The 15,337-nt window shown below is 65.8% G+C and carries 15 protein-coding genes; 6 read left to right on the top strand and 9 right to left on the bottom strand.

Translation table 11 applies throughout. From position 1 onward, the window contains the following. Positions 1-148: 148 nt before the first annotated feature. The 3 genes from AB0L58_RS42635 to AB0L58_RS42625 are packed head-to-tail and all read right to left on the bottom strand — an operon-like array spanning position 149 to position 3,290. On the bottom strand, positions 149-1,405 hold the full coding sequence (locus AB0L58_RS42635) for a tryptophan 2,3-dioxygenase (RefSeq protein WP_364397331.1): 1,257 nt from the start codon (positions 1,403-1,405) through the stop codon (positions 149-151). Beyond that, positions 1,405-2,562 (bottom strand): aminotransferase class V-fold PLP-dependent enzyme, encoded by a 1,158-nt coding sequence (locus tag AB0L58_RS42630; RefSeq protein ID WP_364397328.1) that lies wholly within the window; start codon positions 2,560-2,562, stop codon positions 1,405-1,407. The genes AB0L58_RS42635 and AB0L58_RS42630 overlap by 1 nt, the downstream gene beginning before the upstream one ends. Further along, entirely contained in the window at positions 2,559-3,290 is a 732-nt protein-coding gene (locus AB0L58_RS42625; RefSeq protein WP_364397325.1) for a tryptophan 2,3-dioxygenase family protein, read from the bottom strand. Before AB0L58_RS42625 ends, AB0L58_RS42630 begins: the two co-directional genes overlap by 4 nt. 648 nt (positions 3,291-3,938) lie before the next feature. Between AB0L58_RS42625 and AB0L58_RS42620 the strand changes: the two genes are divergently transcribed. From AB0L58_RS42620 to AB0L58_RS42600, 5 genes are all read left to right on the top strand, one after another. After that, positions 3,939-4,091: a hypothetical protein gene (locus AB0L58_RS42620; RefSeq protein ID WP_364397322.1), complete on the top strand. Its 153-nt coding sequence runs from the start codon at positions 3,939-3,941 to the stop codon at positions 4,089-4,091. Positions 4,092-4,120: 29 nt separating this feature from the next. Then, positions 4,121-4,624 (top strand): hypothetical protein, encoded by a 504-nt coding sequence (locus tag AB0L58_RS42615; protein ID WP_364397319.1) that lies wholly within the window; start codon positions 4,121-4,123, stop codon positions 4,622-4,624. 23 nt (positions 4,625-4,647) lie between these two features. After that, complete coding sequence (locus tag AB0L58_RS42610) at positions 4,648-4,842, top strand: hypothetical protein (RefSeq protein WP_364397316.1); 195 nt, start codon at positions 4,648-4,650, stop codon at positions 4,840-4,842. A 21-nt stretch (positions 4,843-4,863) separates the two neighbouring features. Further along, positions 4,864-5,013: a hypothetical protein gene (locus AB0L58_RS42605; RefSeq protein ID WP_364397313.1), complete on the top strand. Its 150-nt coding sequence runs from the start codon at positions 4,864-4,866 to the stop codon at positions 5,011-5,013. A 302-nt stretch (positions 5,014-5,315) separates the two neighbouring features. Further along, the gene (locus tag AB0L58_RS42600; protein ID WP_364397310.1) at positions 5,316-6,266 is read left to right on the top strand and encodes an SDR family NAD(P)-dependent oxidoreductase; all 951 of its coding nucleotides are present in this window, start codon (positions 5,316-5,318) and stop codon (positions 6,264-6,266) included. 328 nt (positions 6,267-6,594) lie between these two features. On the opposite strand, the gene AB0L58_RS42595 is transcribed toward AB0L58_RS42600, so the two are convergent. Continuing rightward, positions 6,595-7,104 carry a hypothetical protein gene (locus AB0L58_RS42595; RefSeq protein ID WP_364397307.1) on the bottom strand — a complete coding sequence of 170 codons (510 nt, stop codon included), beginning with the start codon at positions 7,102-7,104 and terminating at the stop codon, positions 6,595-6,597. Positions 7,105-7,235: 131 nt separating this feature from the next. On the opposite strand from AB0L58_RS42595, the gene AB0L58_RS42590 reads away from it, so the two are divergent. Further along, a complete protein-coding gene (locus tag AB0L58_RS42590; RefSeq protein ID WP_364397305.1) occupies positions 7,236-7,538 on the top strand; it encodes a hypothetical protein in 303 nt (100 codons plus the stop codon). Positions 7,539-7,831: 293 nt separating this feature from the next. On the opposite strand, the gene AB0L58_RS42585 is transcribed toward AB0L58_RS42590, so the two are convergent. The 5 genes from AB0L58_RS42585 to AB0L58_RS42565 form a co-directional block, all read right to left on the bottom strand. Further along, on the bottom strand, positions 7,832-9,139 hold the full coding sequence (locus tag AB0L58_RS42585; RefSeq protein WP_364397302.1) for an FAD-binding oxidoreductase: 1,308 nt from the start codon (positions 9,137-9,139) through the stop codon (positions 7,832-7,834). Between the two features lie 26 nt (positions 9,140-9,165). Further along, positions 9,166-10,629 (bottom strand): amidase family protein, encoded by a 1,464-nt coding sequence (locus AB0L58_RS42580; protein WP_364397300.1) that lies wholly within the window; start codon positions 10,627-10,629, stop codon positions 9,166-9,168. Continuing rightward, positions 10,626-11,078, bottom strand: a complete 453-nt coding sequence (locus AB0L58_RS42575; RefSeq protein WP_364397298.1) for a DUF2871 domain-containing protein — start codon at positions 11,076-11,078, stop codon at positions 10,626-10,628. Before AB0L58_RS42575 ends, AB0L58_RS42580 begins: the two co-directional genes overlap by 4 nt. A 7-nt stretch (positions 11,079-11,085) precedes the next feature. Then, a complete protein-coding gene (locus AB0L58_RS42570) occupies positions 11,086-11,514 on the bottom strand; it encodes a DUF4267 domain-containing protein (RefSeq protein ID WP_364397296.1) in 429 nt (142 codons plus the stop codon). 73 nt (positions 11,515-11,587) lie between these two features. After that, positions 11,588-14,851, bottom strand: coding sequence for a BTAD domain-containing putative transcriptional regulator (locus AB0L58_RS42565; RefSeq protein ID WP_364397294.1), 3,264 nt, complete (start codon positions 14,849-14,851; stop codon positions 11,588-11,590). Positions 14,852-15,337: the final 486 nt, after the last annotated feature.

Below are 15,337 nucleotides of genomic sequence, written 5' to 3'. Positions count from 1 at the left end.
CGGGCGGCGGGGCTGTCCGCCGAGAGTCTCGCGGCGGTCACCGACGTGATCAACCGTTTTCGCCGATTGGAGCGACTGCCCGGCGGCCCGTCCGGCGACCGGTAGCGCGAAGAATTCGGTGACCCAATCGTGTCGGTGGATCGAGGGGTCAGACCACAATCGGGTTCTCGGGAGCCACGTTGCTGGTGGGCTCGACGGAGGTGAAAACCGGAATCGTGCGCGAGGCCGCCAAATAGGGGGTGCCCTCGGTATATCCCGTGCCACTGGCACCGCCCAACATGCGGACGGCAAGTCGATAATGAGTGGTGCGCCAGCGGAGCAGAGCCGCCGAGAAGTCCGCCATCACTTCTGCCAGCCGTGCCAGTTCGGATCCGGCGATGTCGCCTGAACGGCTCGCACTGGTGTAGGCATCGTCGAGCGTGCATTCCTGACCGGCGAGAACCCGGTCGCGCACCTCAGGCACCGAGTGGTATGCGGGCGAGTCGACCCGCTCGCCGTCCGGGCGCCGACACAGCGACTCGACGAGCTTGTAGCTTCGCGACTGGATCGCGCTGGCGCCCTCGGTGAACTGACGAAAAGTCCGGAAGGACTCTATCTGCATCGTGGCAAGCATCGAGAACAGCGGTGCCGCCTCGCGCAGCGCAGTCGTCGAATTGCTGATGAAGTAGACCGCCCGGCCCACTTCGCTGGCGGCCAGTGCTGCCACGGCACCGCGCAGGTGCATGGCCAGCAGCGTGAAGGTTGTTTCGAAAGTCTGCAGCACCCGAAGAAACAGGTACTCGTCGTGCATGGTGTAGACCGGAAGGATACTCAGTTCGAGCACACGCCGCTCCGCGAAGGACATATCGGCGTGCACGAGTGCGCTGACTTGTCGCGCCCGGTTGACTGGCTCGTCGTCGGTCAACCCTCGGTCCAGCGCCAGTCGTGCCAGTGCTGGCTGGATCGCGCGCAATCCATGCCGAATCCGCTTGTCGACCACATTCCGTGGCGGACGCATCGTCGGCAGCAGGGTGGCCCGGTCCTGCATCGCGGCTAGTTCGAAGGTCAGAACATCCGCGAGAAGTTGCACCGTGCGCCGATCACACCGAGACCGCGCGAATAGCGCCTGCTCTATCGGGTCATCGATGGCGGGCAGTTCGAGCAGCCGCAGCGCAAGGTAAGTCGGATAGTCATATCGGTTGTCCAGTTTATCCAGCGCACAGTCCAGAAATGCGGCAAGGAGTCGTACGGGGGGCCAAGGTCCACCGAGCCGGGGCAGTACCGCGCGTGCCTGGTCGAGCAGTTCCAATGTGTCGGTGGGGACGAAGTGCTTACCGACACTGTGATACCCGCGAAGGACCGCGTGGTAGGGGAATCGTTCAGCGGCCGGCACGCATAACCACGACATGAGTTCAGCGGTGGACATCAGAGCCCTTCTGTCGATGCAAAAGAAAATTCAGAACGGCGTCGGATCTCGCGCAGGGCTGCGCATAAGGCGGCGATGTCCTCGACATTGCTGTAATAGTGAAATGACACCCTTACCACGTCGTGGCGCGGGCTGACCGCGATGTCATGTCCGGCCAGTCGGCGAGCGAGTCCGGCCGGGTCGGCGTCGATAATTCCGATATGTGCGCCACGGTGCTCGAGCGGGATGGCGCGCACGCACTCACCTTGCGCGCTCAACTGCTCGCGAGCCAGTTCGCCCAGGCGCCACACGTGATGGCGAACGAGTGCGAGATCCAGCTCACCGACAAGCTGCAGCCCAGCCACGGCGGCATAGCCTGCCGGCACGGCCGGTGTACCGGTTTCGAATCGAGTCGCCGATGCCGGATAATCCAATTGAAAGGAGTTGAAAGCAAACGGATCGACTCGACCGAACCATCCTGTCAAAGTCGGCATCCGGTCGGAATGTTCGGGCGCTCGGGCGTAGAGAAAAGCGAAGCCGGGCAAGCCGAGTAAGTACTTCGAAGTACCCGCGACGAGGTAATCGCAGCCGAGGCTTCCGACGTCTACGGGATCCACACCAACCGCCTGATATGCGTCGACAAAGACTTCGGCACCAGCCGCGTGCGCACCCTGGACCACTTCTACGACCGGCAGCCGCACGGCGTGCTGATAACTGATCAAAGGCACCGAAACCAAGCGGGTTGTTCGGTCGATGAACGCTGTGAAGCTATCCAACGTATGACCGGCGTCTACAACCTCGGCGCCGCATTGCCGCTGGGCACGCCAGACATGGGCAATAGACGGAAATTCGGCTGTTGTGGTGACGATACGAGGGCGAGTTTTCCAGCTCCGAGTAGAGGCGACCTGAAAGGCGCCGATCGATGCGTTGGGAACTACCGCCACTTGGTCGACCCGCGCACCGATCAGTGCCGCAAATCGACTTCGTGCCACACTGATCTGGTTCTCGAATGCTTCCCACGCTGCGCCGGCGCAGGTCATCTCCTCCAGCATCCGCGCAAGGGCGCGGTCGAGCTCCACCGAACGAGCCCCAAGGCTGCAAGTAGCCAGATGCACTGCGCGTTGCAGCATCGGAAAGTGCGATCGGAATGCCTCGGGAGACATCGGCAGACTACTCATCTCCGAACTTCCTGGATAGGATCGGCATTCGGCTGCGCCATCGGGCCGGTCTCCGTAAGGAAACTTCTGATCTCCCACAGTTCAGGAAAAAACCTGCGCGAGATCAGTTTGGTCAGCATTGCCACGGGCGTGCCCTGTGTGCCGGTGGCATGATGTCCGATCAACCGTTCGGTTATTTTGAAGTGCCGCACCCGCCACAAAGATACCCGTTCGTCCCATTCGATCAGGGCCTCGGCCAGGCGGTGTATTTCGGATTGTTGCCCGGCCCGATATACTTCGGCAAGGTCGATGCCTCGATTCTGCACGAACGTGGTGAAGGATTTCCCGATAGTCCGACTATCCCGCCGCACCGAAAGCCAGCCCGGAGAATCGGATCCCGAACCGTGGCCGAGAACGGTACGGATCGTTTGGAAGTCCCAAGGTGACAGATGGTGCATCATCTCCAACTGATCGGTGATAAGCCTCATTGCCAGAGATGCTCGGGTCAACAATGCGATTGCACTGTTCAGATCGCCATTGTCGATATCGTCGGCCGCCTTGCGTAACTCTACGCAGGCCAGCTTTAGCCACAACTCGGTCGACTGATGGACTATTTGGAATAGTAACTCGTCACGGTGCACCATATCGCCCGAGCGACGCTGCAGATCCAGCAGTCGATCGGTACGCATGTAACGGGCATAGTCGTTATCGCCCTCGCCACTCAATATCTGCTCGGAGTAATCCTTCATCGCCACACCTCGATGCGACACACTGCGCCGATGTGTTGCCGACCGGGCTGATTGCTACCTATTACTTTCCATCCGATCGGATTTACGCCATCCGTCCGAAAGGTGTTGAAATTCATGTAATCCTTCTTGCATCGGAGCCAACTATCGTGTGATTCGTCATCCGGTCTTCTCGCTGCGGGTAAATTCACTATCGGAGTCGATGGGACCGGCGGTGTTCGTAACCGACCGACACGGTTCCGTGGTCCGGTGACAGCGGGATCGCCCAGCGACAGAGGTGGGGGAGACCGGAGAAGTTCTCGATCGGCACCGGCGAATCGCGCTGCGGCCGGTCTCCACCTGCCGCAGTGCCGGGACTGTGTTGTATTCGGCGGACAGCCAGGGCTGTGGCCTCTTCGCGCCGGTGTCGAGCAATGTTGCGGTGAACCGAGGACCCCGGCGATGATCGGCTTCCGATGTGGCTCCTGCCCACTGCCGGTCCTCTCACCACGACATAACGCATCTGCCAGCATGTCAACATGTGTGATGGTCAGGGTCAAATCCCCTTCACATCAGTTGATGCGCCTGATTATTGCCACGCCTGGCAGGTCCTGTCAACGGTCGTCAAGTGATAATGGTTTGCAACCATTTCAGTTGACGGGGAGGTGATCGGTGGACGAAACAGCGTCGATGTCGGCGGCGAAATTGACCCATCTGTTCGACGTCGTGCGCAGGCCGGACGGTCGCGAGTTCCGCAACGAGGAGGTTGCTGGCGCGGTCGCCCGCGATCAGGGAGCCCCCGCAGGCCCGTCCGGCGACCAGTAGCGCGAAGATTCAACCGAGCGAGGACTGCCATGCGGACTACTGATTTGCGCAAGCGCTGCGAGCGGCGAATCGACACGCTCTGGCTACCAGCTCGTTTCGGTATCGGCGAAGTGTGTGAGCGTCTGGAGAGTCATGTGGGCAGACGGATCGAACTGATCCCGATGGCCTTGCCGCCCGCTAGTCCACTCGGATTGCTGATCACCGACGAACGCGGACATTCCGTCATCTACGAGGAGTCCGCCAGTCCGATTCACCGCCAGCAGATCATCTTCCACGAACTCGCCCATCTACTTCTCGGTCACACAGGTGAGCCGATCGGCGATGACCGACGGCACTGCCTGTTCGTGCACATCGACCATCAGATCGAGGGACAGGTTCTGGCCCGATCCTGCGGATCGACCGAACAGGAGGCCGAGGCGGAGATGACGGCGACGTTGCTCCTTCAGCGCGCGCACCGGTCGAGCCAGCCGGTCACCGTCGCTGCCGATCCGGCTATCGCCGACATAGTCCAGCGCTTGGACAACTCACTGTGACCTCCGCCCCGATTCTCCTCATCGTGCCCACAGCGTTCGCCCGCGTCACTGTCCTGGCCATCAAAGTGCGCGACATCGTGCGGGATCCGGACAACGGGATGCGGCGCGTGCGCGCGCTGTTCACCGGCGCGATCCAGGCGACCATGGCGCTCTGGCTGGAAATCCGACGTCATCGACCACCACACCCATATTCCGGATATCGGCCTATTGCTCAGTGATGTCGCGGCGATGCTCGCGGTGTGTATGTCGCCATCGGCGGGCTGTGCACCGTCACCGGATTGCTCATCGTCGTCGCAGGCTTGGCATTGTGTCTTCGGGCGGTGCGGCTCTCGGGCCACTGCTCCACGCCTACCGACGCCGCCGAACAGAACGTCGACTCAGTGCGCTGAGTAGGTACCCGACATCCGCCGCAGGCACGGCGAGCATTGTGCCGCTGTCCGTCGGCCGCGAATGGAATCCTTTGCGGGACACCGAATTCCGGACCTGTCGCCGGGCATCGACAACACCGAGAACAGCCTGCCGGGCGCATCTGTGTCGCGCATCGCACCCGGAGAATCCACTGCGCGCACATTATGCCCGCTACCGGCGGCCACTGGTCTCCTGCCAGCGGAGGAGGCGCCTCGTTCCGGAGGCCACCGAAACGGGCCTTCGGTTCGATCCGCCGCGCACCGAAATTCGCGAGAGTGAACCCATGACCGACGATGCCACCGCTCCCCACAACTCCACCGCCAAGCCGAGTCGCCGAAAACTGCTCGGCGCCGTGGCCGCGACCGGTATCGCAGCCGGTGCCGCCGGACTGGCCACCGGTGTGACGCTTGGTACCGACTCCAATCCGCCCCGATTCCAGCCCGCGGGCCGACGCCGCTTCGAGAACCGGGTCGTGGTGATCACCGGCGCCACCTCCGGCATCGGCGCCGCCGCGGCGAAACTATTTGCCGCCGAGGGCGCCCGGGTGGCGTTCTGTGGCCGCAGGGTCGAGCGCGGACACGGAGTGGAGCGCGATATCCGAGCCGCCGGTGGCGAAGCCACCTACTTCCACGCCGATGTGCTCGTAGAGGACGACGTCCGCAAGTTCGTCGACGCGGCCGTCGACAAGTACGGCGGCCTGCACGTCGCCTTCAACAACGCCGGCATCACCATTCAGAAGAAACTGCACGAGTACAACACCGAAGAATTCGACCGGGTGCTGCACACCAACCTGCGCGGCTGTTTCCTGGCGATGAAATACCAACTCCCGCATATGATCCGTGCTGGCGGCGGCACGATCGTGGTGACCTCATCCTCGAACGCCATTGCCACCGACGCCGGTCGAACCGCGTACACGGCCAGCAAGCGCGGCCTCGTCGGCCTGGTGCAATCGGCCGCCCTCGACTACGCCGGCAACGGAATTCGCGTCAACGCACTCGTCCCCGGTACCACCGATACCGAATTGGTGCGCAATGCCAGCCCCATCGGCAACCTCCCCGACGACGCCTATCAGGTGGCGATGAAACAGTGGGCGAAAACGAATGTGCCCGGCCTGGGCAGGCTCGCCACCCCGGAGGAGATCGCATCGTTCGCACTCGCCCTGGCCTCCAGTGAGCATCCATACCTGACCGGGGCGCAGCTGGTCATCGACGGCGGCAAAACGGCGCACGCTTGAACTGATGGCCGGTCGGCCTCCTTCCGCACACGCCGTGGGCACGAGCATTCCGGCCGACACTTCGGCTGCGCCGGTGGCGCATGGGAGATCAGTTCGGCTGCAGCGCGCCATGATTCCCACGGCCCGCGCGAAAGCCGGTGCGAGATCCAGCAACTGCAGCGAGCTGATGGTGGCCCCCTTCGGGCCTCGACGCTGACCGAGGTATGCGGCCTCAGCCCCGGCACTGCGATCCGCTACGCAATGTGCCTTTCCGCAGTGCCGGGTGGCGCGCTACCAGCCGCCCTGCTCCGGCTGAAGCATGCTTTCCGAGCGTGATACGTAGCGCCCCTCAGCACACGCTCGGTCCGGCGTACACACTAACTGTTGGCGACAGACTGGAGACCTTGAAGTAGGTCGGGCCGATCACACAGGTGTGGGAGATGTCGGGGACGTCGACGATCGCGCGCATACCTGGACCGAGATAGAAGCCGTCGGTGTCCTCGAATCGAGGGCCGAGAGACTGTGAGTCGGCGTGGCTGGGCAACAGTTTCGCTGTCATGCCGTCCGGATCGGTATGTGTGGACCAGTAATCCCAGATCGCTGACGCCGTCTGCGGGTGGGTTCGGGCGTAGTGTTCCCAGTCGTCGGTGTCCGGGTAGCCGGGCACGGGACGGTCCAAACTGTTGAACACGCCGATCGCCACAGCGCCCGTGTTGTCGATGATGCCGCACAGTGGGTCACATTCTCCGGGTTCGCCCGCCGACGCCGGGGTGGCTACTGCGGCAGCAACCCCGCAGGCGACGGCGACGGCGGTGAGCGTCATGGCGACACGACGATGGACGACTGACTGAATCTTCATGACCGGAGTCCACCAGGCACGGTCCGGGACCGGTCCCGCCGAAGACATGGATGCTGACCGGCAAGCCTCACATTCGACGTGGCGCCCGCCTGGGCATACGCCTGGGGCAACATAAAGTTGGGAGAGTCGTCATGAGTTCGCGCTTTGCATCTGCCACTGTCATCGGATCCGTGGCCGCGCTCACCGTGCTGGGCTTCGGCATGGCCGGCTCGGCGGCGGCACGGGTGCCGGACGGCACGGTCCTGGCTGCCGCGCCCGCGGCGATCGTGCCGCTGCTGCATCCGGCAGATAGACCGACCAAGCCGTGCAGCAAGGACAACGAAGGCCAGCAGATCCGTGAACCAGGATCGTTCGGTGTCCCGGCGGGATTCTGGACCTGTGAGCACCGGGGATACCCGCCCGAGAACGCCCGTTACGACTGGTACAAATACTGAACAGCGACGGTGGCCGATGAGCTCGCCAGCACGAACGGTGTGGCATCCGAGCAGTTGCTTCGCCAGCTGACCGACCAGGTGCGCGCCGAGCAGACCAGCCTTCTCGGGGGAGGCCGCCAGCACAACCTCAGACGGCTGGCGGCCACCGTCGACATCCTGACGGTACTCCGGTCTGCCCGCAAACCGCGGTCCACGCCGAAGCGCCGCCGTGACACCACCGTTCCGGCCCGAATAACGGAAGCAGTTCGACACCAACGGATTCCCTGCCTGACCTCGGGCTCGAAACCGAAGGTTCAGTGGGGAATCGGGAAGTTGGCGCGGAATACGCCGTGTGGGTCGTGGGCCTGCTTGAGTTTTCGCAGCCGGTCCAAGGTGTCGGTGTCGAAAACCTCTGCGACACTGTCGCCGGCGGACAGGACGGTGTACGGTTTGCGGCCGCTGACGCGCGCGCCCAGATCGGCGATGATGCGCTTCTGAGTGACGTGTACCGCGGCGACGGTGTCGGGGTCCGAGCCGGTGGCCTGTAGAGACAGTGCGTAGGGCGCCGCGAACGGCGGAACCGCGCCTCGGGTGGGCTCGGCGAGCGCACCTCCCAGCTGCCGGATCTGGATGCCCATCAGCGGATCGATCGGCGCGTGCAGCAGAATCTCGGCGGCGCTCTCGTCCAGCGCGGTCAGCAGCTCGGTTCGCAGCAGTCCGGGGCCTGGGGCGGTGGGCTCGTTGACGATGGCGCCCAATTCGGCCGGGGACAATTCCCGACGCGTATCCGTGAGGATGCCGTCGATAGTGTCCAGCCGCCGCAGCAGATCCCGTCCGCGCGCCGGTTCGCCCAGGTAGGCCGCGGCGATCGCGATGACCGGCGGAGCCTGCGGCAGCTCCAGCCGATTGAGCCAGACCGTGAGCTCGGCCGGTGCGTGATCGGTGATGTCCTGGAAGGCATCACGGACCGCCTCGGTCTGCTCGGCCGGCCAGGCGATCAGACCACCGAACAAGGCCGGAGCCGCGAACAGATCGAACTCCACTGCCGTCACCAGTGCGAAATCCCCGCCGCCGCCGCGCAATGCCCAGAACAGCTCCGGGTCGGATTCCGCGGTGACCCGGGCCTGATGACCGTCGGCATCGACGATGTCGAAAGCCCGGACGCTGTCGGCGGCCCAACCATATTTACGGCCGAACCACGACAATCCGCCACCGAGGATATAGCCGACAACGCTGACCACCGGGGAGCTTCCGGCCAGCCCGGTCAAGCCGTGTGGGGCGGCGGCCGCCTGTACCTGGCCCCAATTGATTCCCGCGCCGACGCGGGCACGCCGACGCGACGGATCCACCTCGATCCGATCGAGCCGGCGCGTGCGCACCAGGATGGTGCCGGCGGTATCACCGGAAGCGCCGTGGCCGTTGGGCTGAGCGGTCACCGACAGGCCCGCGTCACGCGCGTAGCCGACCACGGCGGCCATATCCTCCGCGTCTTCGACGTGCACGACGGCCGCGACCTGCTGGTCGATATTCAGATTCCACGGCGTCCGTGCCGTATCGAACTCTTCGTCACCCGGCAGCAGTACCCGCCCGCGCACGGCGGATCGCAATGTGTTGTGTGACATTGGGATTCCCTTCGCTACAAAAATGTTCACCGCGTCGTGCCCGAGCCACTGGACGGAGCCCGGCCCCGGGCAGGGTCCCCGGTGGCCGGGTCGGTTGCCGGGGAGATGGGTGTGGGCATCGGAAAGGCCGCTTCGATATGGGCGGCGGCAGTCAGCGCGCGGCGCTCGGCAAATGGGGCGGTGATCAACTGGACCCCGATGGGAAGACCCTCGGCCGAGACGCCCGCGGGGACCGTGACCGCGGGCAGGGCCAGGTAGTTGGCGGCGATCGTGAGGCGGTGCGCCGCATACATGGTCGCGACTTGTGCGGTGCCGCCGAGGTCGTAGTCGACCGGCCAGGGCAGTTCATCCGAGACCGGGCCGAGCACGATCGGATGCTCCGCGAGGAAGCGGGACCAGGCCGCGCGGCGGGTGAGGCGCTCACCCAGCGCGGTCATATAGCCCGCCAGATCCAGCGGCGGGAACAGGTCGATCGCCGCGTCTATGAAGGTGTTCAGTCCGGCGCTGCCGACTCGCCGCATGGCTTCGCGGCGCTGGACCACCACCTCGGTGGAGACCAATCGGCCGTAGTCCGCCGCCACCTCGCCCAATTGCGGCGGATCCAGTTCGGCTACCGGATATCCCGCGCGTTCGAGGGCGTCGGCGCAGCCGAGTAGCGCGGCCCGCACCTGCGGATCGATATCGTCACCGAGCGTGACGGCCACCGCGGGCAGGGCGGTATCGGTCGCGTCACGCACCGGAATCCAGCCGGGATCGCGCAGGTCAGCGCTGTCGCTGAGAACCTCGAAGGCGGTCGTCAGATCGCGCACGGTGCGCGCCAACGGCCCTGGTGCCGCGAACAATTGGTTCGTCGGTGCGGGTGCGGCCCCGGACAGGCTCGAGGCCACCGCCACCCGGCCGGGCGTGGTGCGCAGGGAGGCGACTCCGCAGAACGCGGCGGGTACGCGCAGTGAACCGCCGAAGTCGGTGCCCAGGCCGAGGGGTGTCATGCCCGCCGCTACCGCGGCGGCGTCACCACCGCTGGAACCGCCAGGGCTGCGAGTCGGGTTCCACGGATTCACCGTCGGGCCCGCCTCGTCGTTGTCGGTGTGCCAACGAGTGGCGAAGTCCGGCATGTTCGTTCGCCCGATGACGATCGCCCCGGCTCGCCGCAGAGCGGACACCGCAGGTGCGTCCGCTGCCGCGACGGCCTGTCCGAAGGCCGCCACGCCCCAGGTGGTCGGGCTGCCCGCGACATCGAGGTTGTTCTTGATGGTGACCGGAACCCCGTGCAGCGGCCCGGTCGGCACCCTGCGGTCGGCTGCGGCCGCCTCCGCGCGCGCGGTTTCGGCGAATACCGTGGTGAGCGCGCCGATTTCGGAATCGACCTGCTCGATGCGCTCGAGATGCGCCTCGACGACCTGGGCTGCGGTGACCGCGCCCTCGGCGATCAGCGCCGCGAGCGAGACCGCGTCCCGCGTCCACAGCGCGCTGTCCTGGCCGATGTTCATGATGCCTCCTGTTCGGCGAATACCGCGGCGGTGCGCGGTGTTCGGCTGTCGTCGATGGATTTGCCGAGGGTGATGAAGAAGAGGATCAGCCCGACGGTCAGCAGGATGTGGCCCACACCCGCGCCGAGCGCGATTGCCTCACCACTGCTCTTGCCCAGCACGGTGCGGGTGCCGTGCAGCGTCATGACCGTGATGGTGATGGCCAGGCCGATGTTGTACAGCCAGAAGAACCAGGCGTACAGCCTTTTCCGGGCGCTGAGCGTGAACTGCTTCTCCAAGGCCAGCACGATGAGGAAGAACAGCATGCCCAGCGCCAGCACGTGGGTGTGCACGACACCGAGTTGCGACTGCCCGGTGAAATGTTCGGCCTTGGTGATCTCGCGGTAGTAGAACCCGGCGATCAGGCCGATGATCATATAGATGTGAGCGGTATTGAACAGCGTCTTCATCGGGCGCTCAACGGTTTTCACGGCGCAGCAGCAGCGCGCCGGTGGCGGCCACCAGGGCGGCGGTGAGGCCGTGCACCTTCATGGCGGTGGCGGTGGAGCCGCGGCGCACCAGGATGGTGAGCATGTCGCCGGTCGGGATGACGGCGATGGTGAGCAGGGAGACGCCGACGGCGCGGCGCTGCCCGGCCGCGAGCAGAGCCAGCGGGATCAGGCCGGTGACCACATCGCGGACGCCTTTGACGTTCAGGAAGCCGTCGGCATCACCGTCGGTGAGGCCGAACTCCGGGGCCATTCGCTGCGGGGCGAGCAGATAACCGCCGCCGACGGACATGATGAACCCGGCTCCCAGTACGGCGCCGGCCGTACCGAGACGTTCGCCGAGCCGGCGGGAACCACGCACGGAAACAACTGATTCCGTGTTCGAGGGAACGGACATGAACACTCCTGGATCGGTGGGATACGCGTCCCGAGCATCCAGTGCTGCCCGTACCGTTCGCTGACAGTCGTTGTCAGCGAACGGTACGCAGCAGTTCGAGCACCGCCTCGTCCGGAAGCCGGGCGCCCGCGAGGAATTCCGCGCCGAGGCGCGCGGGGCCGAGCGCCGCTTCCGCCTGGTCGAGCGCCCGCCGCCGGAACGGGCCGATGCGGATCACCCCGGCCCTCCGGTTGATCCGGTCGGTGGCGCCGAGAATGCGGGCCGCGCGCCCCGAGGCACCCTTCGCCAGAGCAACCAGGGCGTATCCGATACCGACCTCGGCCAGCAGCGCCGCCGAGGTCTGGGCGGCCAGATCGCGGGGCATGGCCAGCTCTCGCAACGCGTCGTCCGGCCGCCCCGCCGCGACCAGGGCCGCCGCGTGCGCGGTGCTCACGAAGGCCAGGTTCACGAAGCGGACGGTATCGTGGCGTCCGGCGGGTGGCGGACCGGCGGGGAGCGGCTGCTCGGACATCCGCCGGTACAGTTCCATCGCGCGGTCGTTGTCGCCGCGCAGGTGGGCCAGGTGCGCCTGCGTCGCCGCCAGGAAGCGCCCTGGCGCGGGAATGATGTGCGGGGTGATCAGAGCCTCGGCCCGGTCGATATGGGTTGCGGCGCTGTCGGTATCGCCGCCGACCAGGTACATCTCCGCCGCGAAGAGCAGCACGCCCATGCGCTCACCGGCGCCCAGGTCGGCGCTGAGCAGTTCCAGCGCGCTCGCGATCAGCGGGCGGGCGCTGTCCAGGCCGAGCATCCGGGTCCGGTAGCTGGCCAGGGAGATCAGGGCGCGGCTGTGTGACCGAGCGTCACCGTGCGTGCTCAGGCAGGTCAGCGCCGCCTCCAAAGTGGGCAGGGCGCGGGCCGGATGGTTGCCGCCCAGTTCGTCGAAACCGCGTGCTATGAGCGCATTTCCGCGTAGCCATGGATCATCGGAGGTGGTGCACGCGGTCAACAGGCTGTCTTCGTCGCCGAGCAGGTCACGCAGCGCCAGTATGAGCACGAACATCGGGTGCGGGGGCCGATCCTCGGTGAGGGCCGCGCGGGTCAGCCGCTCGAATTGCCCGGTGTTCTCCCGTATTTGGCCCCACCAGATGTTGGTGAAGTACGCTGGCAGCTCCTCGGCGTACCGACAGGCCAGATAGGCCCCGGTGCACCCCGGCGGCGGTGCGTCGCCGAGCAGGGCAAGGACCTCGCGGCGGCGTTCGGAGATGTCGCCATGCAACCCGCGCAGCAGCCAATACCAGACGAGATTCGCGTACAGGCGAACCGCACGCTCACCGTCGCCGTCGTCCAGCGCCCACCGCAGCGCGGTTTCGCAATTGCCGTGTTCGGCGATGAGCCGCGCGAGCCAATCGGGGTGTGCGGCAGTGCGTAATCCGTGGGCGGCGGCGTCAGCGAATTCCAGGAAGCAGTCGGCATGGATTCGGGCGACCTCGTCCGCATCGCCGGCGGCGGTCAATTCCGCTGTCGCATAGGCTCGGATGGTCTCGGCCATTCGATAGCGCTGTCCATCGAAGTCCACCAACGACTTCGTCACCAGTGAGGTGACCGTGTCGATGGCGTCCGGACCACACACCCGGGCGATGGCGTCCAAGGTCGCGCCGCCCGCAAAAATCGAAAAACGCCGGGCTGCCGCGGCTTCCGCATCGGTGAGCAGTCCCCAGCTCCAGGCGACGGCCGCGTGCAAGGTGCGATGGCGCGGGACCGGGTGGCGAGTACTGTTGGTGAGCAGCCGGAAGCGATCGGTGAGCCGCGCGCTGAGGTCCGGCAGTGGCAGGCTCCGCAGGCGAGCGGCGGCAAGTTCGATAGCCAGCGGCATGCCGTCCAGGCTGCGCACGATGGCGCGGATATCCGCGGAATTACTCTCCGACAGTGCGAAATCCGGGAGTGCCGCGGTGGCGCGGTCGATGAACAGCCGGACCGCGGGCGATGCGGTGACCGCCACGATACCCGCGTCGGCTTCGGGCAGGTCCAAGTTCCGGACCGGATACAGTCGCTCGCCGTCCACGCCGATCGGCTCCCGGCTCGTGGTGAGCACCCGCAGCAAGGGCAGCCGCTGCAACAGATCGTCGATCAGGCGCGCGGTCGCCTCCACGACATGCTCGCAGTTGTCGAGTACCAACAGCATTCGGCGGCCGGACAGCGTCCGCTCCAGTACATCGGCCCATTCCGTGGACAGTTCGTCGGGTCGCTCGAACCGAGCGAGCGCGTTCGCTATCGCCACTCCGACCGCGTTCATGGCCGGCCGGTCGGCGCGTTCCCAATCGAGTGCGGCGAGTTCGACGAAAGCGCAACCGTCCGCCCAGTCCTCGGCGTGCGACCCGACCGTCTCGGCGGCCAGCCGGGTCTTCCCCACACCCCCGGCACCCGACAGTGTCACCAGTCGGGCCTCGCGCAGCGCCTGTCCCACTCCTTCCACGTCGCGTCCGCGTCCGACGAAGCTGGTGAACCGCCTGGGCAGCAGCGGCGCGGACACCTTTGATGACACGCTGGTCCGGGATGCTGCCGTAACTCCCGTTCGACCCGGTCCGGGCGTCGTCTCGATGGCAGGTTTGTCGACTGCGGAATTACGGGGTGTGTTCGTGTGAATTTCGGCCAGGGCCGAGCGCAGCACCTCGGCGGGTGTCGTGCCGAGCTCGTCCAGTAAGAGGGTCTCGGTTCGTTGAAACTGTTGTATCGCCTCGGATGTTCGTCCCGCTGCCGCCAGCGCCCGCACCAGTCGTGCGGCCAGCGTCTCCCGGAACGGATGTGCCGCTGCTTCCGTGCGGAGCTCACCCAGTACCTCGCCCCCTCGGCCCAGGGCTCGAAAGGCGTCCGCTCGCAGTTCGACTGCCTCGAGCCGTTTCTCTGTCAATCGCAGTGCCGCGGCGCGCAATGCCTCCGATTCCCCCGCATCGATCAACGGCTCCCCGCGCCACAACGCGAGCGCGGCATCGAAGCACGCGATGGCTCGTTCGGCCGCACCGGCCGCCAGCAATGCCCGCCCCGCCTCGATCTCACGCGTGAACCGATGCACATCGACGTCCTCGGGCGCGAGTTCGAGCACATACCCGCCCCCGTCATTCCGCACCGCCCCTGGTGCCGCCGCGCGCAACCGACTCGCCAAGGTCTGCAACGCATTCCCGGTCCCCGCCGGTGGGTTCTCCCCCCATACTCCGTCCACCAGCCGTGCCGCCGCCACCACGCGCCCGGCTTCGAGCGCCAGCAACCCCAGCAATGCCCGCACCCGAGGCCCACCGACTGACGTCTTTGTCCCGTCCGCGGCCTCCACCATCACCGGACCCAATAGCCTTACCAGCATGAATCGTCCATCTCGCGATCGATCCTGCGTGGCGCCCGGCCCTCTCGTCAACCCGGGTGAACCTGGGACCTCGCCGCATTGGGCTATCGAACATTCGACATGCGGCGGAGCCGCCGGTGTGAGAGGCAGTGTGGAAAGCGTTGTGCGCCAGCCGAATCCATTGAAAAACCAATCCGCGGAATCCGGCGGCCCTCGGCATCGCCCTGAATCTCGAAAGCGATCGCATCGTCGGCCGTTTCACCCGGTTCGGCGCCGTCTCGCCGGACCGTTTCTTCGCACACGGGGTGCAGGAAGGCGATATCCCTTTCTTCGGCTTGTGATTCAGCGGATGCCGGGTGTGCGCGGGTCCGGACCGAGGCAGGCTTGAATGACGCAGCCCGGCGGGGTATCAGCGAACGGCGGTGCCAACGGGTAGTTCAGGCAGCTGAAGACATCGCAGCCCGGATATGCGGCGGGCCCGACGCCGAAGACCGCGAGCAGCAGATT

It is taken from the genome of Nocardia sp. NPDC052112, from assembly GCF_040680135.1.
Taxonomy (GTDB): Bacteria; Actinomycetota; Actinomycetes; order Mycobacteriales; family Mycobacteriaceae; genus Nocardia.
Note: the sequence above shows the minus strand (reverse complement) of the source record. Positions and strands in the feature narration are given on the sequence as shown.